The organism is Catonella sp. (genome assembly GCF_057250765.1).
Genome location: NZ_DBHIEC010000004.1, coordinates 108603 through 129975 on the forward strand (window position 1 = coordinate 108603; position 21373 = coordinate 129975).

19 protein-coding genes are annotated in these 21373 nt (G+C 38.7%); all 19 read right to left on the minus strand.

From position 1 onward, the window contains the following. Positions 1-23: 23 nt before the first annotated feature. Complete coding sequence (nrdG, locus tag ACO6HM_RS03375; RefSeq protein ID WP_485389813.1) at positions 24-557, minus strand: anaerobic ribonucleoside-triphosphate reductase activating protein; 534 nt, start codon at positions 555-557, stop codon at positions 24-26. Beyond that, on the minus strand, positions 557-2758 hold the full coding sequence (nrdD, locus tag ACO6HM_RS03380; protein WP_485389765.1) for an anaerobic ribonucleoside-triphosphate reductase: 2202 nt from the start codon (positions 2756-2758) through the stop codon (positions 557-559). Before nrdD ends, nrdG begins: the two co-directional genes overlap by 1 nt. 220 nt (positions 2759-2978) lie before the next feature. Further along, complete coding sequence (gene tsaA / locus ACO6HM_RS03385; RefSeq protein ID WP_485389766.1) at positions 2979-3656, minus strand: tRNA (N6-threonylcarbamoyladenosine(37)-N6)-methyltransferase TrmO; 678 nt, start codon at positions 3654-3656, stop codon at positions 2979-2981. Positions 3657-3829: 173 nt separating this feature from the next. Continuing rightward, positions 3830-5176, minus strand: coding sequence for an MATE family efflux transporter (locus tag ACO6HM_RS03390; RefSeq protein ID WP_485389767.1), 1347 nt, complete (start codon positions 5174-5176; stop codon positions 3830-3832). A gap of 103 nt (positions 5177-5279) precedes the next feature. Further along, positions 5280-6353, minus strand: a complete 1074-nt coding sequence (locus ACO6HM_RS03395; RefSeq protein ID WP_485389768.1) for a VanZ family protein — start codon at positions 6351-6353, stop codon at positions 5280-5282. Between the two features lie 51 nt (positions 6354-6404). Continuing rightward, a complete protein-coding gene (ilvA, locus tag ACO6HM_RS03400; protein ID WP_485385469.1) occupies positions 6405-7625 on the minus strand; it encodes a threonine ammonia-lyase in 1221 nt (406 codons plus the stop codon). Positions 7626-8028: 403 nt separating this feature from the next. Further along, positions 8029-8442 carry a hypothetical protein gene (locus ACO6HM_RS03405; protein WP_485389769.1) on the minus strand — a complete coding sequence of 138 codons (414 nt, stop codon included), beginning with the start codon at positions 8440-8442 and terminating at the stop codon, positions 8029-8031. 26 nt (positions 8443-8468) lie between these two features. Then, positions 8469-8876: a hypothetical protein gene (locus ACO6HM_RS03410; protein WP_485389770.1), complete on the minus strand. Its 408-nt coding sequence runs from the start codon at positions 8874-8876 to the stop codon at positions 8469-8471. Positions 8877-8940: 64 nt separating this feature from the next. Beyond that, on the minus strand, positions 8941-9855 hold the full coding sequence (gene ftsY / locus ACO6HM_RS03415; RefSeq protein ID WP_485389771.1) for a signal recognition particle-docking protein FtsY: 915 nt from the start codon (positions 9853-9855) through the stop codon (positions 8941-8943). A gap of 14 nt (positions 9856-9869) precedes the next feature. Further along, positions 9870-13430 carry a chromosome segregation protein SMC gene (gene smc, locus ACO6HM_RS03420; RefSeq protein ID WP_485389772.1) on the minus strand — a complete coding sequence of 1187 codons (3561 nt, stop codon included), beginning with the start codon at positions 13428-13430 and terminating at the stop codon, positions 9870-9872. Continuing rightward, complete coding sequence (rnc, locus tag ACO6HM_RS03425) at positions 13411-14145, minus strand: ribonuclease III (protein ID WP_236013706.1); 735 nt, start codon at positions 14143-14145, stop codon at positions 13411-13413. The genes smc and rnc overlap by 20 nt, the downstream gene beginning before the upstream one ends. Positions 14146-14212: 67 nt before the next feature. Next, positions 14213-14446, minus strand: coding sequence for an acyl carrier protein (gene acpP / locus ACO6HM_RS03430; RefSeq protein WP_485378908.1), 234 nt, complete (start codon positions 14444-14446; stop codon positions 14213-14215). 20 nt (positions 14447-14466) lie between these two features. After that, positions 14467-15477, minus strand: coding sequence for a phosphate acyltransferase PlsX (gene plsX, locus ACO6HM_RS03435; protein ID WP_485389773.1), 1011 nt, complete (start codon positions 15475-15477; stop codon positions 14467-14469). A 26-nt stretch (positions 15478-15503) separates the two neighbouring features. Continuing rightward, complete coding sequence (locus ACO6HM_RS03440; RefSeq protein ID WP_485389774.1) at positions 15504-16280, minus strand: CheR family methyltransferase; 777 nt, start codon at positions 16278-16280, stop codon at positions 15504-15506. Positions 16281-16436: 156 nt separating this feature from the next. Continuing rightward, on the minus strand, positions 16437-18380 hold the full coding sequence (locus ACO6HM_RS03445) for a bifunctional 4-hydroxy-3-methylbut-2-enyl diphosphate reductase/30S ribosomal protein S1 (protein WP_485389775.1): 1944 nt from the start codon (positions 18378-18380) through the stop codon (positions 16437-16439). Positions 18381-18405: 25 nt separating this feature from the next. Then, entirely contained in the window at positions 18406-19083 is a 678-nt protein-coding gene (cmk, locus tag ACO6HM_RS03450) for a (d)CMP kinase (protein ID WP_485389776.1), read from the minus strand. A 61-nt stretch (positions 19084-19144) separates the two neighbouring features. After that, positions 19145-19516 carry a RidA family protein gene (locus ACO6HM_RS03455; protein ID WP_485372886.1) on the minus strand — a complete coding sequence of 124 codons (372 nt, stop codon included), beginning with the start codon at positions 19514-19516 and terminating at the stop codon, positions 19145-19147. A gap of 16 nt (positions 19517-19532) precedes the next feature. Continuing rightward, the gene (locus tag ACO6HM_RS03460; protein WP_485389777.1) at positions 19533-20768 is read right to left on the minus strand and encodes a BaiN/RdsA family NAD(P)/FAD-dependent oxidoreductase; all 1236 of its coding nucleotides are present in this window, start codon (positions 20766-20768) and stop codon (positions 19533-19535) included. Beyond that, positions 20761-21360: a hypothetical protein gene (locus tag ACO6HM_RS03465; protein ID WP_485389778.1), complete on the minus strand. Its 600-nt coding sequence runs from the start codon at positions 21358-21360 to the stop codon at positions 20761-20763. The genes ACO6HM_RS03460 and ACO6HM_RS03465 overlap by 8 nt, the downstream gene beginning before the upstream one ends. Positions 21361-21373: the final 13 nt, after the last annotated feature.

Genomic DNA, 21373 nt, shown 5'->3' on the forward strand with positions numbered 1-21373 from the left:
AGACTCTTCTTTTTATTTTCTACTTATTTCTCCATGTACTCAGAGAGAACTACTCTCTCATTTTTAAGGCTCCTCTTCATATCTATGATACGCTGGTTAGAGCTTCCTCTAAACTTCAGGCTCAAATCTTTAAGCTCAAGGACGAACTTACCGTCTACAAGCACATCTATATTGTTAAGAATATCCATAGTGTGTTCACCATGACAGCGGGAATTAGAAACGTCAAGTAGCTCGTTAAAGGTATAGCCTGAAAATAGCCAAATAGACTTTTCAGGTAAATCAGCTTTAATCCGCTTAATAAGTCCTGCTACCCCGCTCTGATTGCGGACTTCCATAGGCTCTCCGCCAAGAATGGTAAGGCCTGCTATAAATGATGGAGAAAGGGAAGATATAATCTCCCCTTCTACATCAGTAGTATATTCTTTGCCTGAGTTAAAATCCCAGGCCATTTCGTTGAAACAGCCCTTACAGTGGTGAGTACAGCCACTTACAAAGAGGCTGGTCCTCACTCCGGGTCCATTAGCTACATCAAAGTATTTTATTTCGCAATAATTCATCATAAATGAAGAACTCTCTCCGCTATCTCCTGTGTACGTCCCTGATTCCAGTACTGGGTACCGATATAACCACAGGTACGTCTTGCAACATTCATCTTATCCTGATCCTTATTACCGCAATTTGGGCATTCCCAAACAAGCTTGCCGTCTTCATCATTAACAATCTTGATTTCTCCATCAAAGCCACAGCACTGACAGTAATCACTCTTTGTATTAAGCTCAGCATACATGATATTGTCATAAATATACTGCATAATAGAGATTACAGCCTCTACATTGTTACTCATATTAGGTACTTCCACATAGCTTATAGCTCCACCCGGAGAAAGCTTCTGGAAGTCAGACTCAAACTTAAGCTTTGAAAAAGCATTAATCTTCTCTGATACATGTACATGATAACTATTGGTAATATAGTTTCTGTCAGTTACACCCTCAATAAGCCCAAATCTCTTTTGTAAGCACTTTGAGAACTTGTAAGTGGTTGATTCAAGAGGTGTACCATATACTGAATAATCAATATTTTCTTCCTTCTTCCACTTATTACAAGCCTCATTTAACTTCTCCATAACCTTAAGAGCAAATTCCTTACCCTCTGGGGAAGTATGGCTTGCATCCTTCATGTACTTTGTCATCTCATATAGACCTGCGTATCCCAAGGAAATGGTTGAATATCCATTGTAAAGTAGCTCATCTATCTTCTCTCCCTTAGCAAGTCTTGCTATGGCACCATTTTGCCAAAGAATAGGCGCAGAATCAGAAAGTGTGCCAAGAAGCCTGTCATGTCTTGCTCTAAGTGCTCTGTGGCAAAGCTCAAGACGCTCATCAAGGATTCTCCAAAAATCCGCTTCATTTTTCTTAGATGAGCAGGCAACGTCAACAAGGTTAATGGTTACAACACCCTGATTGAATCTTCCGTAGTATTTATGCTTTTTCTCATCGTAGTTCTTAGCCTTAGCTATATTGCCTACTTCCTCATCTGTAAATCTATCAGGTGTTAGGAAGGAACGGCAGCCCATACAAGGATAAACATCACCCTTTTCCCTGAGCATAATCTTCTCAGATATATAGTCAGGTACAAGGCGTTTAGCAGTACACTTTGCTGCAAGCTCAGTAAGATAATAATACTTACTGTCCTTACCTACGTTATCCTCTTCAAGTACATATATAAGCTTAGGGAAAGCAGGAGTAATCCATACTCCCTTCTCATTCTTAACCCCCTGCATACGCTGATTGAGCATTTCCTCTATCACAAGCGCAAGGTCGTCTCTGGTACGACCCTCAGGCACTTCATTCAAATACATAAATACAGTAATGAAAGGTGCCTGACCATTGGTTGTCATAAGGGTAATAACCTGATACTGTATAACCTGAACTCCTCGTCTAACTTCTTCACGTACTCTTAGCTCAGCAACCTTTTCAATCTTCTCAGTATCAAGCTCAACTCCCGCTACGGCAAATTCCTTTGCTACCTCCACACGGTACTTCTGTCTGCTTACATCTACAAAAGGTACGAGGTGGCTAAGTGTTATACTCTGTCCGCCATACTGGTTACTTGCTATCTGAGCAATAGCCTGAGTAGCAATATTGCAGGCTGTTGAGAAGCTTCTAGGTCTCTCAATCATAGTCTCAGATATAACTGTACCGTTTTGAAGCATATCTTCAAGATTTACAAGGCAGCAGTTATACATGTGCTGTGCAAAATAATCGCTGTCATGAAAATGTATAATACCTTCTTCGTGTGCCCTTACTATATCTTCAGGAAGTAAGAACCTTCTGGTAATATCCTTACTTACCTCACCTGCCATATAGTCTCTCTGAACACTGTTAACTGTAGGGTTTTTGTTGGAATTCTCCTGCTTAACCTCTTCGTTATCACATTCGATAAGGCTTAGAATCTGGTCATCTGTGGTATTAGCCTGACGAACCAACGCCCTCTTATATCTGTATGTAATGTACTTTCTGGCAACTTCATTCTTGCCGGTTTTCATAAGTTCATTCTCAACTAAATCCTGTATCTCTTCAACACTAAGAGCTCTGCTCATACTGGAGCACACATTAGTAACATTCTCTGTAATTGCAAGAACTTCTTCCTCCGTAAGTCTAAGGTTATCGTTAACCTCCTTGTTCGCCTTTCTTACAGCAACGGTAATTTTATTGCCGTCAAAGGTATTTTCCTGACCACTTCTTTTGATAATCTTCACGACTTCCACACTCCCTTAAATAATATTAAGTTCCAAATGCCCGTTACAGGCAGTTTCCCGCGGTTTTAAATACAAGTTATTGTTAAACAACAGTAGTATGATACAATATCTTGTGTCCACGACTACTATAATAATATATTCTACAGGAAAATGAAAGACCTTTTTAAAATATAATAACGACTAACAATTAATATAATTTTCTTATAGCTGTAGAATGAATTTATTCTACAGTAGTAGTTATTTTAAGTATTCTAAGCTTGTCTCCTATTACCTTAAACTTTACCTCATAAGAAGCAAACCTTAGGCCATATACCCTTGCTTCATCACTGTTTTGATATGATGGTCTTGGATCCTCAGCAAGGACATTTATCAAAGCCTCTCTTTTATCTTCGCTTACCTTATCAAGTTCTAAGTTATCTGCCTCAACTTGAAGCTTATGTGCTTTGGTAGTCTCTGTATATCCTGAAAAAGCGTCTGTATGACAGTCTGCATAAGGTAGATATGGCTTTATATCATATATCGGTGTTCCATCCAGTAAATCAGCACCTCCTACGGTAAGTACAGGACCAATCTCTGTCTCTTCAACTGATATCAGCCTTACACTTGATAGTCCTATTGGGTTAGGGCGGTATGGAGACCTAGTTGCAAAGACTCCCAAATGTTCATTCCTAGGCAGCCTCGGAGGTCTTACACTGGCCTTAAAGGTATCTGTAATAGTTTCAGAAAACTCCCATATAAGCCAGATATAGTTAAACCCACTTAGCCCCTTAAATGCATCTATATTTCTATATTCAGGCTCAAACACTATCTTAGCTGTTAGCTCATTTACAAGGCCGCTTTGCCTTGGAATCCCGAATTTATCCTTAAAGTCTGACTGTATCCTAGCTATTATCTTCATTAAACACCCTTAATTATCCAAATTATATTCTTATCTTTTCTAATCTTTCTTATCTTTCTTATCTTTCTTATCTTTCTTATCTATGCTTAATATTATTATACATACACCTCATGCCTACCTGTATCTTCTGCTTATCTGTTATCAAACTTACTTTGTATGCACATATTGTCTAGCTATATCTTTATTTTTGTCCATTTACCCTGTCTGAAGCGTATTTCCGAGAAAATGAACCTGCTGCACTGATCCCCGACTATACCAAACCATATACCAACTATCCCCATGCCTAGCACATAACCAAAAAAGTAAGATACAAATGTCCTTATTATGGTTACACTTATGGTAGAGGTTATTGCAGTATAAAGTGTATCTCCTGCTCCTCTTAGGGCACCTATGTAGACTACGCTTGGGATTTGGAAGATGATTGCAGCTATCAGCACGTGGCTTATGGTAATTCCAATATTTATTACTTCAGGATTGTCAAAGAACAATGAATATATGCCTTTACTGCCCAAAATGTAGACCACTGCAAGAACTGCGGCTATCATAATAGCAAACTTTCTACAGATAACTCCGTATTTTTTAGCCAGTTCAGGCTTTTCCTCGCCAAGACTCTTGCCAATTAATGCTACAACTGTAGACTGAATTCCGTCACCAAAGGAATATGATAGGCTTAAAAGATTCATAGTTACCTGATGAGCCGCCATCTGTGAAGTACCTTGGTGAGCCGCCATTATAGCAGTTGACATAAAGCCTACCCTCATAAGAAGCTGCTCTAGGAACACGCTATATCCAACTGAGGTTATGTTTTTAAGGCAGGCAAATGTAGGCCTTATCTTTTCCGCTATCATATAACCTATATTGATAAAGCAGTCTTTTTTCATAATTGAAGCTATACTCATCACACTGGCAACCACTGTCCCAAAAACTGTAGATATGGCCGCTCCCACTATTCCAAGCTTAGGGAAGCCAAGATTACCTCCTATTAAAAGATAGTTAAAGATTATATTTATTACATTGCTCACCACATTGGTGCGCATCGTAATCTTGGTATTCCCTATGCCTCTTTGCGCAGCATTTATGCTCATCTGAAGCACATTAAAAATAATGCCACCCATTATTATCCTAAAATATGTTTCACCATATTCCTTGGTATCAGGAGTTGCACCACATAAGTCCATTATAGTACCGGTAAAAGTAACCGAAATTAGGCTTATAAATACAGTAGCCAAAGTAACAAAAAGTACTCCGGTAATGACAATCCTATTGGCGTCCTTTCTATTTTTCTGCCCGTACCTTCTTGCTACAAGGGCAGCTATAGCCACATTGGCAGCAAAACAGATAGCAAGCCCCAAAAACTTAGGCTGAGCAGTAATTCCAACACCTGCTACTGCATTTTCACCAAGTACGCTCACCATGTAAGAATCAATGAGTGCGGTAAGCGAAAAGAACACAGATTCTAATATAGCTGGCCAGGCCATATTCAGTATAATCCTTAACAACTTTCTATTCTCGTCTTCCATTATCCTTATTCCTTTAGAGTGTATTAACTATAGTCTAGACCTATTAGGGTAGAATTTCAAGGACATATTGGGTGTAGATAATAAAATGCAGCTAAGGTAACACTTATTGGTTTCTTACCGTACTTCTATAGCCTGCACGGGATAAACGGTCGAATAAAAAGCGTTTATTTAATAACACTATTGCAATAGTAAATATCCAAAATAATATTAATATCAAAAAAGTAATTAAGAATAAAGCAATATATAAAAGTGAATCTGCATATTTATTAAACTCATACATCATATTCTGTAATCCTAAAGGAATGAGGTAGAAGTATACTGTCAGTAATAATCCTCTTAATATCGTACCTACCCACTTATTTTTCTCAAAAGCAAGTCCAAATCTAAGTAATGCACTTCCTAGGGTTTTGCCGTTATATAAAGGTATTATGGCAAAATATATTGCTATGAACATAGGAAAAGGAAGTGTTGTTTTTGAGATACTATAAGGGATGGATACAATAAAGGTATCAATGATAAGCGAAAGGCAAATGCGAATGCCGGAAACCCTTGCACCTGCCTCAAGCGACTTCTCATCTATAACATCCCTTGATGGCAGCAGCTTAACAGCAAACCAACCCAGAGCATAGCCAATACAGCCTCCTGTTGTGTTTTGTATAATATCATCTATATCACAGAGACGGAATGGTCCCGGATATATAAAGTAGAGACCTGATAATTGAGTCAGCTCAAAGAATAAGCTAAGTAGAGCGGTTAAAAACACTGTCTTCTTAAAGCTGCACTTAAAATAGTATCTTAAATATACTCCAAAAGGTATTAACATAAGGACATTAAAGGCCGGCACATAGAAAGTCGGATGTTTTAGTGCCATAAGCCAGGTAGCAGGCTTAGACAAAATAAGCGGGCTTTCCTTTATAAAGTCTAAAACGAAAGAAAAAGGAAGCAAATTAAGCATATCCGTGTAGCTGTGGTGAACGCTGTCTCTATCAGGCAGAGGTAAAATAACCAAGAGATATATGGTTAGTAAATACAATATAAACGAATATAAAATCAAGGTACGAAGCTTATTTACAGAACCATATTTACGATAGTTAATCACCATATAAGGCAGTGTTATAAATAACGCTAAAATTGGAAACAGTATCATTGCATATGTGATAGTGCTTAAATATCCCATTTATTCTCCTTTTTCATGAATGATGCATAGTAAAAGCAAGTGCAAGTCCTGCTAATTAAGGCTTCCCTTTGACTGCACCTCTCTTGGCTTGTAACCCTTCTTACCCAGGCCGTCAATTATTTCCTTCTTATGCTCCATGCCATAGGACTCCATAGTGATAATGAGCTCCACAGCAGCATTTCTGTTGATGTTAACGAACTGGTTGTGCTCAAGCCTGATGACATTACCCTTAAGCTCAGCTATTACCTCAGATACCCTTGCAAGTTCGCCCGGACGGTCAGGTAGAAGTACAGACACCGTAAATATCCTGCCTCTCTGTCTAAGTCCATGCTGAACCATTGAAGATACTGTAATTATATCAATATTACCTCCACTGATTATGGATACGACCTTCTTTCCCGTTACGCCAAGCTTATTTATGGCTGCAACAGTAAGCAGGCCTGAATTCTCAACCACCATCTTGTGATTCTCTATCATATCAAGGAAGTTGAGTGTAAGTTCTTCATCCTCTATTGTAATTATTTCATCAACATTTTTTTGGATATATGGAAATACATTGGTTCCCGGTGTCCTTACAGCTGTACCGTCAGCTATGGTCTCAACCTTCTTAAGGCTGGTGACCTTTCCTGCCTCAAGAGAAGCCTTCATACAGGCTGCTCCTGCAGGTTCTACACCTATTATCTTTACATCCGGATGAAGCATTTTGGCAAGGGTGGATACTCCTGCACAGAGACCGCCTCCGCCTATTGGAACAAGGATATAGTCCACAGTTGGAAGCTCCTTAAAGATTTCCATTGCTATAGTACCCTGTCCTGTAGCAACTACTTCATCATCAAAGGGATGTATAAAGGTCATCCCATCTTCTCCCGCAAGCTTAAGAGCATAGGCACAGGCCTCGTCATAGATGTCTCCATATAGAATTACCTCTGCACCGTAGGACTTGGTGCGGTTTACCTTAATAAGAGGCGTTGTTGTAGGCATAACAACTATCGCTTTTACACCAAATAGTTTGGCAGCGTAAGCCACACCTTGAGCGTGGTTACCTGCAGAAGCTGTAATCAGCCCCTTGTTCCTGTCTTCTTCAGAAAGAGTGCTTATCTTATAGTATGCTCCCCTAACCTTGTAAGCACCTGTATACTGCATATTTTCTGGCTTAAGGTAGACCTTATTGCCACTTTGTGCAGAAAAATACTCACTGTACACAAGCTTTGTTGGGTTAACAACTTTTTTCACTGCTTCAGCAGCTTCCTCAAATTTCTCCAGTGTCATCATAATAATTACCTCTTTCTTTCTTGTTTTAGATAAGAAAAGAGGCAAAACAAATGCCTCTTTCCCAAACCTACTTGCAAAATTTACAAGTTTGGTTTATAATCAACTTAGATGACTGAAGGATATTGGCTAATCCAACAGTTACCAAGCGGAAACTTATAATTGTCAAAGACAAATCACAGGCTATCCCCTAGTTGCATAGAGGATAGCCTGTCTGCTATTTATTTCTCTTTCGATTATCGATATATGTTAAGGCTGTAAATACAACCAATAAAAGCGTTAAAACTTCTAATGTACTCATATCGACCTCCCCTCTGTTTCCAGAAAGGTACCGTTAGACTATCCCCACTGCTCTAAGCTGACTGATGATATTGTATCACTTACTTTTAGTTTTTACCAGTAAAAATTATTCATTGTTTAGCGAGCTAATTTTAATTGTAGGTTCAGAATCAGTAACAATTTCAAAATAATAATTTAATGTAAATACTACATATTGCTTAACCGTTATTCCGCAAAGTTTTTCTCCTGCAAATTTCCTAATATCACTTGTATAATCGCCATTCTCAACTTCATAAATTATGTTAGCATAATTATCTTCGTCAAACTTTAAGCTTTCCTCAAATATCTTCCAAACTGCTGAATGTTCTTCAAATACTCTAATAGAATAAACTTGATTAAATTCAATACTAATACCAGATATGCCTTTAATAGACAATGGGTCAAGTTCTATTACCGGCTTCATCCCTTCCTGATATACTACTTGTCCTAAATACTCATCATTAGGTATTATACCTTTCTGATATTCCTTCCAGTTTTCCATAATAATTTAACCTTTTGAATAAACATTTAATTAAACGTGTAAATACTTTTTAAAAATGATTTTGCTTGCTCATCTCTATAAATAACATCTATACAAATATTCTCAGCAATTATTGAATATTGTTTAGCTTGTGGTTCAGTCAAAAATCCGCCTGAATACAGCTTAACTTCTTCTATAAATTTACCATTTTCTACCTCGTATATCACATTTGTAAACTTATTCTCTTTTATTTTTTCGGTATTATCATACATTGCTGTATCCACTAACTTTCTTTCACATAATCTTAAAGCATCACAAGGTCCAAAGTCAAGAACGATTTTACTATGAGTACTATTTAACTCAATAATCAAACCATCAGCATCCCCGCAAACTATTCTTGCTATATAATTTCCGTTTGGAATCATTCCTTTTTTGTACTCTTTCCACACTTCCATAATGCCACCTCATATGCAGGAAAAACGACAATATTATAGCAGTATCTAATTAAAGTATAGTAATTTATTCGACATTAAACAAAGCTTCCACAAACTCTTCTGCATCAAACTTCTGCAAGTCGTCTATCTTCTCACCTATTCCAATATACTTAACAGGTATGCTAAGCTCAGACTCTATAGCTATTGCTATACCGCCTTTTGCAGTGCCGTCAAGCTTAGTTAGCACTATACCGTTTACAGGGGCTGCTTCTGAGAACTGCCTTGCCTGTTCTTTAGCATTCTGACCGGTTGTACCATCTACTACTACAAGAGTCTCTACTGCCGCCTCAGGATATTCCTTGCTCACAATTCTATATATCTTATTAAGCTCATCCATAAGGTTCTTCTTATTGTGAAGACGGCCTGCGGTATCACAGATAAGCACATCTACATTACGCGCCTTTGCAGCGTTTACTGCATCAAATACAACAGCTGCAGGATCACTGCCTTCACTCTGTGCAATGAGCTCCACATCGGAGCGCCTCGCCCATTCTGTAAGCTGCTCTATAGCTCCAGCCCTAAAGGTATCAGCAGCGGCAACAAGGACCTTCTTTCCCGAGTTCTTAAGCTGGCTTGCAAGCTTTCCTACGGACGTAGTCTTACCAACACCGTTTACTCCTATCATAAGGACAACAGACTTCTTATTCTCAAAATCATAGGCATCAGGCTTTACCTGCATCTGCTCCTTTAGGCTGTCCATGAGGAGTTTCTTACAGTCAGCAGGATCCTTTATCTTTAGCTCCTTCACCTTGTCCTTTAAGTTCTCAATCACAGAGGTAGTTGTAGTTATTCCAAGGTCTGCCATTATAAGAGTTTCTTCAAGCTCCTCATAAAAATCATCATCTATTATGTCGTGTCCCGTAAAGATGTTGGAGACACTGTTCATTATGTTGTTTCTGGTTTTTGTAAGTCCTTCTGCAAGTTTACTGAAAAATCCCATTATCTCATCCCTTTCTACTTTATATCTGCGTCTATAAGGTTAACCGAAACCATGGTAGATACACCCTTTTCCTGCATTGTTATACCATAGAGTACGTCTGCGGCATTCATAGTACCTCTTCTATGTGTAATAACTATGAACTGGGTGTTCTTTGTTAACTTATGTAAATAATCCGCAAATCTGGTTACATTGGAGTCATCAAGAGCCGCTTCTATCTCATCAAGGAGACAGAATGGTGATGGCTTAAGGTTCTGAATGGCAAAAAGAAGTGCAATAGCCGTAAGAGCCTTTTCACCACCTGAAAGCTGCATCATATTCTGAAGCTTCTTTCCCGGTGGCTGAGCTATAATCTTGATTCCTGCTTCAAGTACATCCTCTCCTTCTGTGAGCTCGAGCCTACCATTACCACCTCCGAACAGCTCCTCAAAGGCAAGATTAAACTGCTCATTTATGTCCTTAAAGCGTTCATCAAACTGCTCTCTCATCCTTCTATCAAGCTCTTCAATAACCACTCTTAAGGCATCCTCAGCCTTTATTATGTCCTCTGCCTGAGTTTTAAGAAGCTCATATCTTGAGCCTACTTCCCTGTACTCCTCTATAGCCCCTATATTGACATTTCCAAGCTCTTTTATAAGATTCTTTTGATTGTTAATCATCTTCTTAAGGGTGAAGCTTGTGTATTCCTCATCGGTATCAACCTTATTCTTAACAGCCTCAGAATAAGTTACTCCGTACTCCTCAAGCATATAGCCTACCATTGCTTCAAGGTTAGCATCAGCCTTTTCTATAATTCCACCAAGCCTGTACACTTCTTTATCAAGACTCGCCCTAAGCTCGGCTATTTCTTCACGCTTGTTAAAGAAAGACTTGTGGCTTCCTGATATCGCGTCTTTCTCTGTAATAAGAGCTTTTTTCTTTCTCTCAGCAGCTTCAATTTCTACAGCGAGGCTTTCAATTTCACTTATAAGCTTCTCGATTTCAGCCTGCTTTTCTTTAAGGCTAACTGCAATTTCTTCGTTCTGCTTCTTAAGCGCCTCAATCTCTTCTTTAGCAGATTGCTTATCTCTGTTTATTCTTACAAGATTTTCATTTATGAAATTCTTCTCAGTAAGTACAGTACTTTCAGCTATCTTAGACTGATTTATCTTTGCATTTATCTCAGCTATCGACCTGTCTGTCTCTTCAATTTTCTTAATAATATCATCAAGTTCTACAGACTGCGCTTCATTTTTATCGTCAGAAGCAATTATGGCACTAAGTCTTTCTATTTCTTTTTCCGTGAAGTCACGCTCTTTATCAAGATTAATACCATCAAGTTTAATCTCATTAAGCCCTTGTTCAGTCTCAGCTATTCTATGCTCAAGCTGCTTTCTTGCATTTATTTCTGTATTAAGACTAACCTTAAGTTCAGACATGTTTTCCTTGTAAATGGCAAGACTCTGCTTAGTCTCAGATAGCGAAGTTCTAATGCCTTCAAGCTCCTTTTTAAGCTCCTCATACTCATTTTCAAGAAAAACAAGACCTTCCTTCTTATCCTCAATTTCTCTTGCTCTTCCAAGAAGATTGCTTGAATTCTTAAATGCACCACCTGAGATAGAGCCTCCGGGACTTAGCTGCTCTCCATCAAGAGTAACTATTCTTAAGGAATATCTGTATTTTCTGGCTATTCTTGTAGCTGAGTCCATATTGTCGGCTACAAGGGTACGTCCTAGGATGTGGCTTACAAGACCTGCATACTTAGGCTCAAACTCAACAAGGGAGGCAGCTACCCCTACTATCCCCTCTTCATTAAGTGCACCGCCGAAGTTACCCGGATTATGAAGTGTCATAGCATCAAGAGGGAGAAAGGTTGCCCTTCCAAGCTTATTTTCTTTAAGCCAGGTAATAGTACGCTTTGCAGTAGCCTCTCTGTCAGTGACTACATTTTGGATGGCACCACCAATTGCTGTTTCTACAGCTGTCTCATACTTAGGTTTAACCTTTATAATGTCAGCAACAACACCTATGATTCCTGTTTCTTCCTTCTTATGCTCCATTATACGCTTTACGGCATTGCCGTATCCATCGTACTTTTCAGCCATATTCATAAGAGAATTAAGTGTAGCCTTTGCACCAAGGATAACCCTTTGCTTATCTGATACTTCCTTTTCTTTCTTTGCTCTGTCTCCTGTAAGCTTTTCGATAAGCTCCTTGGCATCAGATTCTACAGCCTCAAGTTTTAAGAGATTTGCAGTAAGTTCATTAATCTTTTCAGATGCAGAGTCATACTGAGACTTAAGACCATCGTTTGTTTCTTTATTTCTAAGTATCTTCTGATTAAGCTCCAGCTTTTTTATCTTATTCTGTTCAAGATTTGCCTTATATAGCTCAATCTGACCTGCAGCCTCAGCCTTTTCTTTGTCTTTTCCTGCCTTCTCACTAAGCTTATATTCTCTTTCCTTTTCAAGGTTAGCTTTTAAGCCAAGTTTAGCCTCCAGTTCCTCGTTTAGCTCGGACTCTTCTTTTACAAAGTTATCTTCTTTCGTGGTAAGTTCATTAAGTTTAAGGTTAACTTCGGCCTCTTCTTTAATACTGTTATCAAGCTTTAACTGAGCCTGTTTGAGCCTTTCTACATTGTTCTCAGAGTTTTTGTTTATGGAGTTTATCTGCTCCTTTATAAGCTTAAGTTCACCATCAGCCTTTTCTCTTGCAATCTGATTCTCAGCTATGAGATTTGAAGTTTCATCAATCATTTCAGACTTTTCATTTAACAAGGCTTCAAGCTTCTCATACTCTTCCTTTATGCCCTCATACTTTGTATTTGCCTCATTAAGATTGTTTTCTGCCAAAGCCTTATCAGATTCTGCCTTTGATTTAGCATCAGCCAAATGGTCATATTCGTTGGTAAAATTGATAATCTCATATTTCTTTAGGTCATCCCTGTAACTAAGATATAACTTTGCAGCCTCAGCCTGCCTCGCAAGAGGCCCTATACGCCCTTCAAGCTCAGACATTATGTCATTTACTCTGGCAAGATTAGCGCTTTCCTCTTCCAGATTCTTAATGGATTCAGCTTTTCTTTTCTTAAATTTGGTTATTCCTGCGGCTTCATCAAAGAGCTCACGCCTGTCCTCAGGACGCCCGCTTATAATCTTCTCAATCTGTCCCTGCCCTATAATTGAGTAACCTTCTTTACCAATACCTGTATCCAGGAAAAGCTCACTTACATCTTTAAGCCTGCAGTTATGCCCATTGATAAGATATTCACTTTCTCCTGAACGGTATACCCTTCTTGCAACTGTAACCTCTTCATATTCGATTGGAAGTACCTTATCTGAATTGTCTATGGTGATTGCAACATAGGCAAAGCTCTGTGCTTTTCTTATTTCCGTACCTGAGAAGATAACATCCTCCATCTTTGCTCCACGAAGCTGCTTTGCACTCTGCTCACCAAGTACCCATCTCACGGCATCAGCAACATTACTTTTACCGCTTCCGTTAGGTCCAACTATGCCGGTTATGCCACTTTCAAAGGAAAAGACAATTTTATTGGCAAAGGATTTGAACCCCTGTATTTCAACACTTTTTAGGTACATCGCTATCTTCTCCTCTTTCAGCCTTTAGTTTTAAAATTCCATTATAAGCCGCAACCTGTTCTGCAGCCTTCTTTGTATGGCCTTCGCCTATACCATACTCACGTGTGCCAATATAAACTGCTTCCTTAAACTTCTTGTCGTGGTCCGGGCCGTATTCATCCAGCAGCTTATATTTGATAGTACCTAGATTCTCACTCTGTACCATCTCCTGAAAGATAGTTTTACTATCAAAAAAGAGTTTCTTGTGTTCAATATCATTTAATACATGCCTTTCAATAAACTCTTTCGCATTAGTAAGACCACCGTCAAGATAAATCGCCCCTATAAGAGCTTCAAGTGCGTCAGAAAGTATAGAATCCCTGTTTCTGCCACCTGTTATAGCCTCTCCATGTCCTAAAAGCAAATAATCAGACAAGTCCATTTCTCTGGCACTATAGGCTAGAGCCTGCTCACACACAAGCCTTGCACGAAGCTTTGTTAACTCACCTTCCTGCATATCCTTATGTCTGTTAAACAGGAATTCACTTGTTGCCAGTTCCAATACCGCATCTCCCAAAAATTCCATTCTCTCGTTGCAGTCGGACTTGGAAAGATGCTTTTCGTTTACAAATGAACTATGAGAAAATGCATTGGTAAGGAGCTTCCTATCCTTAAACTCATATCCTATTGTCTGTTCGATTTTATCGGCTTTCTCAGGTTTAATAAATAAACTCAACTTATTTTCCCCCTTCTAAAATGAAATACCCCGCAGCTTACGGCGGGGCACTCAAATTTGGTATTATTTACCTTTCGCTAGCTTCTTCAAGCTTTTCTACAGCATCGCCAACCGTTACGATAGAAGCAATAGCATCATCAGGAATTTCAATTCCAAACTGTTCCTCTATCTCCATAACGATTGATGTAAGATCAAGTGAGTCTGCACCCAAATCATCTACAAATTTTGTGTCTGCAGTTATACTGTTTTCATCTACGTGAAGTACTCCTGCAACAATTTCTTTAATTCTATCCAGTTCCATATTTCCTCCTTTATTACATCTTATTCTGATAAGTACTGCTTTATTTTATCGTTAATTCCCTGATTTTTAAAGCTGATACACTGAATAAGAGCATTTTTAATTTCATTATGTGTTGCATTACCGTGAGTCTTAACTACAAGTCCATTAAGTCCAAGCATAGGGGCTCCGCCATGTTTAGTAGCATCAAACATAGATAATGTGTTTTTAAGTGCCTTTTTGGAGAGCATGGCACCTATCTTGCTCATCGTAGTGCTTAAAAGTCCCTTCTTGATTTCTTCGAGAAGAACTGCGGCAACTCCTTCAAAAAGCTTTAATATAGCATTACCTACAAAGGCATCACACACTATTACATCCGCATCTCCGTAAGGAATCTGTCTTGATTCAATACTACCTACAAAGTTAATATCTGAACGGGATTTGAGCAGCGGGAAGGTTTCCTTTACAAGTGCATTTCCCTTCTCTTCTTCTACACCAACATTCACTATGGCAACCTTAGGGTTCTTAATGCCGATTACATTTTCCATATATATTGAACCCATAACGGCATACTGAATAAGGTGAGCAGATCTTGAATCCACATTAGCTCCACAGTCAATCAGCAAAGATACGCCCTTCTGCGTTGGGATAAGTGATGCAAGAGGAGAACGCTCAACTCCCTTAAGCCTTCCGACAACCAGCTGTCCTCCTACAAGAACAGCCCCTGTAGAACCAGCAGAAACAAAGGCATCTGCCTTTTCTTCCTTCACTAGCCTCATTGCAACAGAAATCGATGAGTCTTTCTTCTTTCTGATTGCCATAACCGGTGCCTCATCATTTGTAATAACCTCAGACGCCTCTATTATTTCAAGTGCATTCATGTTGATTTCGAGGCCTTCTCCTCTTAACCTGTTAAGTGTATCGTGAACGACCGCACTCTGACCTACTAGATAAACCTTAAGATCTTTATTCTCATTAACAGCAAGGACAGCTCCTTTGACTATCTCATAAGGCGCATTATCGCCACCCATTACATCCAATGCAACTTTAATCATATTTATTTTTACCACCTATCTATTATTTACTGTTTGATGTAGAAAAACGAATACTGTGGTTTAAATCCTATAGCAGCAGACTGGATAATCTGCTCTGTACTTCCTACAAAGAGCACACCTTCAGGTTTTAGGACTGAATGAAACTTCTTAAATACCTCATTTTTAGCTTCATCCGTAAAATATATTACTACATTTCTGCAAACTATCATAGAACAGCCTGTTGGATAAGGATCTTTAAGGAGATTATGCTTCTTAAATTCAACTCTTGACTTGATATCATCGTTAATCTTGTAAGAAGTAGCCGTAAGCTTGGTGAAATGCTTTTCTAGAAGCTCCTTTGGTAAGCCCTTAACACTATTATAGCTGTATACTCCCATCTTTGCCTTCTCAAGCACCTGATTGTCTATGTCTGTGGCAATTATTTTAATCTGGTTAAGAGGTACAAATTTTAACAGCAACATAACAAGAGAATATGGTTCGTCACCTGTAGAGCAGGCAGCACTCCATATTTTAATATTCTTCCCATCCTTCTTCATAAGATAAGGAATTATGTCTTTCTCAAGGATAGCCCACTGCTCAGGATTGCGCCAAAATTCAGATACATTTATGGTGAGATAGTTTATAAATGCATCGTAAAGGTCTTTATCAGTCTTCAATCCTTTTATATAATCATCATAAGTCTTAAATCCATTTTTTGCAATAAGAGAATCTATCCTTCTCTTCATCTGTTTCTCTTTATAAGCATCCAAATCAATTGAAGACAAGGTATATACCTGCTTTTTAAAACTCTCGTAATCGCTCATACTTACCTCCATGTTCGTATATTATTCGAGTTATAAGTACTAAAAGTGTATATCATTATTTTAATGTGACAGGTAATTTTGGAGAAATTTCCTGTCACATTAAAAATGCCCAGCTCATACAGATCTAACTGCATAAGCTGAGCAAAACCTGACAAATTATTCTGCCTGATTATCTTCAGAATCATCAGAAGCTTTCTCTTCTTTCTCCTCTGCTCCAGCTAAAAGAGCCTTGATAGAAAGTGAAATCTTCTTTGTCTCAGCGTTAAAATCAACAACCTTTGCTGTTACTTCTTCGCCTGTCTTAAGTACGTCGCTTGGCTTCTCAACATGATTATTGGCAATCTGTGATACGTGGAGAAGAGCATCTACACCCGGCTCAAGCTCAATAAATGCACCAAAGTCAGTCATACGGGCAACCTTACCGGTAACAATCTTACCTACTGCAAATTTCTCTTCTGCACCTGCCCAAGGATTCTGATCCTCAAACTTAAGGCTTAAAGCAATCTTCTCGCCCTGAATATCTTTAACGAAGGTCTTAACCATATCGCCAACCTTGAATACCTTCTTAGGATTCTCGATATGTCCCCAGCTCATCTCTGAGATATGGAGAAGTCCATCTGCACCGCCAAGATCTATAAATGCACCAAAATCTGTTACATTCTTAACTGTTCCGTCAACAACCTGTCCAACTGCAAGCTTCTCGAAAAGAGCCTTCTTAAGCTCGTTCTTCTTAGCCGTAAGAATCTGCTTTCTATCACCGATAACCCTTCTCTTCTTAGGATTGAATTCGCTGATAACAAACTCAATTTCCTCACCTGCATACTTATCAAGATTCTTCTCGTAAGTATCTGATACAAGGCTTGCAGGTATAAATACCCTAGCCTCATCAACTACTACGCTTAAACCACCATTAAGTACCTGGCTAACCTTAGCCTTAAGTACTTCTTTGTTGTTAAAAGCTTCTTCAAGGCGCTTATTGCCCTTTTCTGCAGCAAGGCGCTTATATGTAAGAAGCACCTGTCCATCTCCGTCATTAAGCTTAAGTACCTTAACTTCCATCTTATCTCCAACCTTAGCAACAGTAGTAAGGTCAGTAGGAGTGTTGGAATATTCACTCTTTGTAAGAATTCCATCTGCTTTATATCCAATGTTAAGGATAATCTCATCTTCCTTAACAGCTATTACAGTTCCTTCTACCACCTCTCCGTTGTGTCTGGTAGTCTTTAAAGACTCCTCAAGCATTTCTTCAAAACTCATTTCAGCCATTCTGGTCCGAACCTCCTCAATAATATTATTTGGGGTTGAAGCCCCTGCTGTAATACCTACGCAACGAAAAAGTCTTAGTTTCCTTATATCCAAGTCCTCAGGTGTCTGTATATAGTAAGTATCAACACATTTTTTTATACATATATCGTATAATTTTTGGGTGTTGGAGCTATGTCTGCCGCCAACAACTATCATTGCATCTGCTTCTCCCGCAAGTTTTTCCGTTTCAGTCTGCCTTTTTGATGTAGCATCGCAGATAGTATTCAAAACAATACTATAATATCTCTTTTTCTCTAAAATTTCAACTATATCTTGAAATTTATTTAAATTAAATGTAGTTTGAGCTAAAATAACATGTTTCTTTAAAGGATTTCCGTTATAAGCCTCGGCTTCTTCCTTGGTTTCAAATATAACCGGCTCAGTCAGGCACCAGCCCTTTATACCTATAACCTCAGGATGATTTCTTGAGCCTACAATGACGATTTGATTGTCAGGATTCTCTGAATACTCCCTTGCAAGCTTATGTATCTTTTTTACAAAGGGACAGGTAGCATCTTGAAATTCAGCTCCCAAATCAGCTAACTTATCGTAATCAGACTTAGGTATTCCGTGAGATCTTATAATCAAAGTTCCCTTTTCAAGATTCTTTAGCTCATCCAAGTCATTTACAACCCTTACTCCCTTTTCTTCAAGCTCCTTTACCACACTCTCATTATGGATAATATCTCCATAAGTGTATACAGGCTTTCCTTCAGATGAAAGTTTGTTAACAAGCTCAATAGCTCTCTTTACACCAAAACAAAAACCTGCATTTTTAGCAACCTTAATTTCCAAATATAGTTTCCCTTTCTAAGAGATTCTAGATAAAGTCAGAATTTTTGTCACAGGCAATTTTTATTATGGCATCAACCACTTCATCAATACTAAGTGAAGATGTATCCACCAACACCGCATCACTGGCCTGTACAAGAGGTGAAACCTTCCTATTCATATCCTGCTCATCCCTACTCTTTATATCGGACATAATGTCTTCTAAATTAACCTTTTCACCTTTTTCAGTAAGTTCTTTATATCTTCTCTCGGCCCTAACCTTCACATCTGCTGTTAAAAATATCTTAACAGAGGCGGTCGGAAGCACTTTTGTGCCTATGTCTCTTCCATCCATAACTACAGGCCTTTTATCAGCCAGTTCTCTTTGCAGTATTAAAAGCCTTTCCCTTACCTCGGGAACCTGTGCAAATTCCGATGCAGCCTTACTTATTTCAGGATTTCTAATAAGCTTGCTCACATTTTCATCATTTAATATAATCTGCTGTTCACCATTTTCATAGACTATGTCAAGACGGATGTTATTTAACTCTTCTTTAACTTTGTCAGTCTCATTGCTTTTGACACACTTCCCCGTCATATAAAGGGCAATCGCTCTAAACATAGCACCTGTATCTACATAGATTAGTCCTAACTTTTCGGCTACTCTTTTTGCTATGGTACTTTTACCGGCTCCCGCAGGTCCGTCAATTGCTATTTCTTTGTTCATTCTATCCTCTTAGTTTGATTAAAGGACAAACGAAGTAAGGCTCCGTTTGTCCCTTATTATTTTACTTAGAAGCAATAGCTTCAATCTCAACCAATGCACCTGCCGGAAGTGCTTTTACTGCAAAGCAGGATCTTGCAGGCTTGCTAATAAAGTATTTCTCATATACTTTATTAAATACCGCAAAGTCTTCCATGTTGGCAAGCAGACAGGTTGTCTTTACTACATCATTCATAGAAAGACCTGCTGCTTCAAGTACAGCCTCAACATTCTTACAGGACTGTTCTGCCTGAGCCTCAATTCCCTCTGCCTCAATCTTTCCTACTGCAGGATTGATTGGAATCTGACCACTTGTAAATACAAGTCCCTGTACCTCTACACCCTGGCTGTATGGTCCGATTGCTGCCGGTGCCTTGTCTGTGCTTAGCTTATTCATTGTAATACCCCCTTAATTAAATAATATCACTACCTGCAACTACACCTGTAGACCACGCTATCTGCAAGTTAAAACCTCCAGTAAGAGCATCCACATCCAAGACCTCACCTACAAAATAAAGCCCTTTCACTAACTTAGACTCCATTGTTTTGGGATTAATTTCTTTAACTGATACTCCACCCTTAGTTATAACGGCTTCTTCATAGCCTCTAAGCCCCGTTACCCGCAGTGTAAAATGCTTAAGCAACCCTATTATAACACTTCTTTCTGATTTAGTTAAGTCCCCCGCCTTTTTTTCTACATTTATTTTTGTTCTCTCTAAAAAGACAGGAATAAGGCTTTTAGGCAAGAGCTTGTCAAGAGCATTTTTAAGCGCCTTAGCCCTAAACTCAGTAAAATCCCTTAGAAGTCTTGCATCCAGTTCATCCTCAGTAAGTGCAGGCTTTAAGTCTATACTTAACTCTCCACCATCACTATAAAATATGTCACCTGCAATACTGCTTGCAGACAGTATAAGCGGCCCGCTTACGCCGTTTCTGGTAAATAGCATCTCGCCAAGTTCATTAAACAAAGTTTTCTTACCATTCTTAACTATAACCCTGACATTTTTTAGTGAAAGACCTTCAAGTTCTTTTACAAAGCTCTCTTTTACCTCAAGAGCTACAAGACTAGGCCTTAAACCTTTGACGGTATGCCCTGCCTGCTTTGCAAACTCATACCCATCGCCTGTTGAACCTGTTGACCTGTAGGACAGTCCACCCGTAGCTACAATAACCTTATCGGATTCAACTATCTTACCATCTCTTAGTTTAATACCCTTTATAGTGGCTCCATCATCACTGATAACAAGCTGTTCTACAGGTGTATTATATCTGATTTTAACCCCTGCCTCTTCCATTGCCTTATCAAGCGCTTTGATTATATCAGAGGAATGGTCGCTTACAGGAAATGCTCTGTTACCCCTCTCCACCTTTATGGGACAATTTAGTTTCTCAAAGAATCCAATAGTGTCCTTACTTGAAAATGTTGAGTAAGCGCTGTACATAAACTTAGGGTTTCGTATGGTGTTCTTTATAAGCTCTTCATTTTCTACGGCATTAGTAAGGTTACATCTGCCCTTACCTGTAATATAAATCTTCTTACCGGTCTTTGCATTTTTTTCAAATACAATGACATCATTTCCTGCTCTTGCTGCAAATATGGCAGCCATACTTCCCGCAGCTCCAGCACCTATTACCAATACTTTACTCATTTATCATAAATGGCTTAGTGTCTGACAGCTTAAGCTGTTTCGACCTATATGCCTCTCCATTCAATTTAAAATAAATTTTCTTAAAATCCTTAAAATTGTCAAATATACTGTATGATATACAATCAAGCACAATGACATCCGTTACCTGAGACTTCTTTCCAAAAGGGTAGTCTTTATCCTTGGTAATAAAATTTATCGTAATAGAATCCTTGTCTGTAAGGGTATTCGCAATTGCATCACCATCTATCAAGTCATCAAGTTCAAACAATACAGCATCTATAATATCCTGAGGTATCAGTTCTTCCTTTATGGTTATCATGCTGTTTTTAGCTTGTATCTTATCACTTTCAGCATCAACAGAATATATGGTCACCTTTTGCTGAGTAATGCTTATATGCTTAGAATTTCCACCCTTTTCAGGAACTTTTATCACAGTATTTACTACACTTGATGAACCATTTACAGAATTTCCGGCAGATGATTCAGTTTTAGAATCTGCTTTTTTATAATTATCCGCTTTGTTTCCACACGAAGTCAAAACTAGGGAAGCGGCTACTCCACACAATATAATTCCTCTTAATTTTTTAAACATTGAACCCTCCTTT

Excerpts from the sequence above, each read along its gene's own strand:
- ACO6HM_RS03440 (WP_485389774.1), bottom strand. The coding sequence starts at position 16,280 with ATGAGCGATTACGAGAGTTTTAAAAAGCAGGTATATACCTTGTCTTCA.
- tsaA (WP_485389766.1), bottom strand. The coding sequence starts at position 3,656 with ATGAAGATAATAGCTAGGATACAGTCAGACTTTAAGGATAAATTCGGG.
- ACO6HM_RS03390 (WP_485389767.1), bottom strand. The coding sequence starts at position 5,176 with ATGGAAGACGAGAATAGAAAGTTGTTAAGGATTATACTGAATATGGCC.
- ACO6HM_RS03465 (WP_485389778.1), bottom strand. The coding sequence starts at position 21,360 with ATGTTTAAAAAATTAAGAGGAATTATATTGTGTGGAGTAGCCGCTTCC.
- ACO6HM_RS03405 (WP_485389769.1), bottom strand. The coding sequence starts at position 8,442 with ATGGAAAACTGGAAGGAATATCAGAAAGGTATAATACCTAATGATGAG.
- ilvA (WP_485385469.1), bottom strand. The coding sequence starts at position 7,625 with ATGATGACACTGGAGAAATTTGAGGAAGCTGCTGAAGCAGTGAAAAAA.
- nrdG (WP_485389813.1), bottom strand. The coding sequence starts at position 557 with ATGAATTATTGCGAAATAAAATACTTTGATGTAGCTAATGGACCCGGA.
- smc (WP_485389772.1), bottom strand. The coding sequence starts at position 13,430 with ATGTACCTAAAAAGTGTTGAAATACAGGGGTTCAAATCCTTTGCCAAT.
- plsX (WP_485389773.1), bottom strand. The coding sequence starts at position 15,477 with ATGATTAAAGTTGCATTGGATGTAATGGGTGGCGATAATGCGCCTTAT.
- ACO6HM_RS03410 (WP_485389770.1), bottom strand. The coding sequence starts at position 8,876 with ATGGAAGTGTGGAAAGAGTACAAAAAAGGAATGATTCCAAACGGAAAT.
- acpP (WP_485378908.1), bottom strand. The coding sequence starts at position 14,446 with ATGGAACTGGATAGAATTAAAGAAATTGTTGCAGGAGTACTTCACGTA.
- ACO6HM_RS03460 (WP_485389777.1), bottom strand. The coding sequence starts at position 20,768 with ATGAGTAAAGTATTGGTAATAGGTGCTGGAGCTGCGGGAAGTATGGCT.
- ACO6HM_RS03395 (WP_485389768.1), bottom strand. The coding sequence starts at position 6,353 with ATGGGATATTTAAGCACTATCACATATGCAATGATACTGTTTCCAATT.
- ftsY (WP_485389771.1), bottom strand. The coding sequence starts at position 9,855 with ATGGGATTTTTCAGTAAACTTGCAGAAGGACTTACAAAAACCAGAAAC.
- ACO6HM_RS03455 (WP_485372886.1), bottom strand. The coding sequence starts at position 19,516 with ATGAATAAGCTAAGCACAGACAAGGCACCGGCAGCAATCGGACCATAC.
- cmk (WP_485389776.1), bottom strand. The coding sequence starts at position 19,083 with ATGAACAAAGAAATAGCAATTGACGGACCTGCGGGAGCCGGTAAAAGT.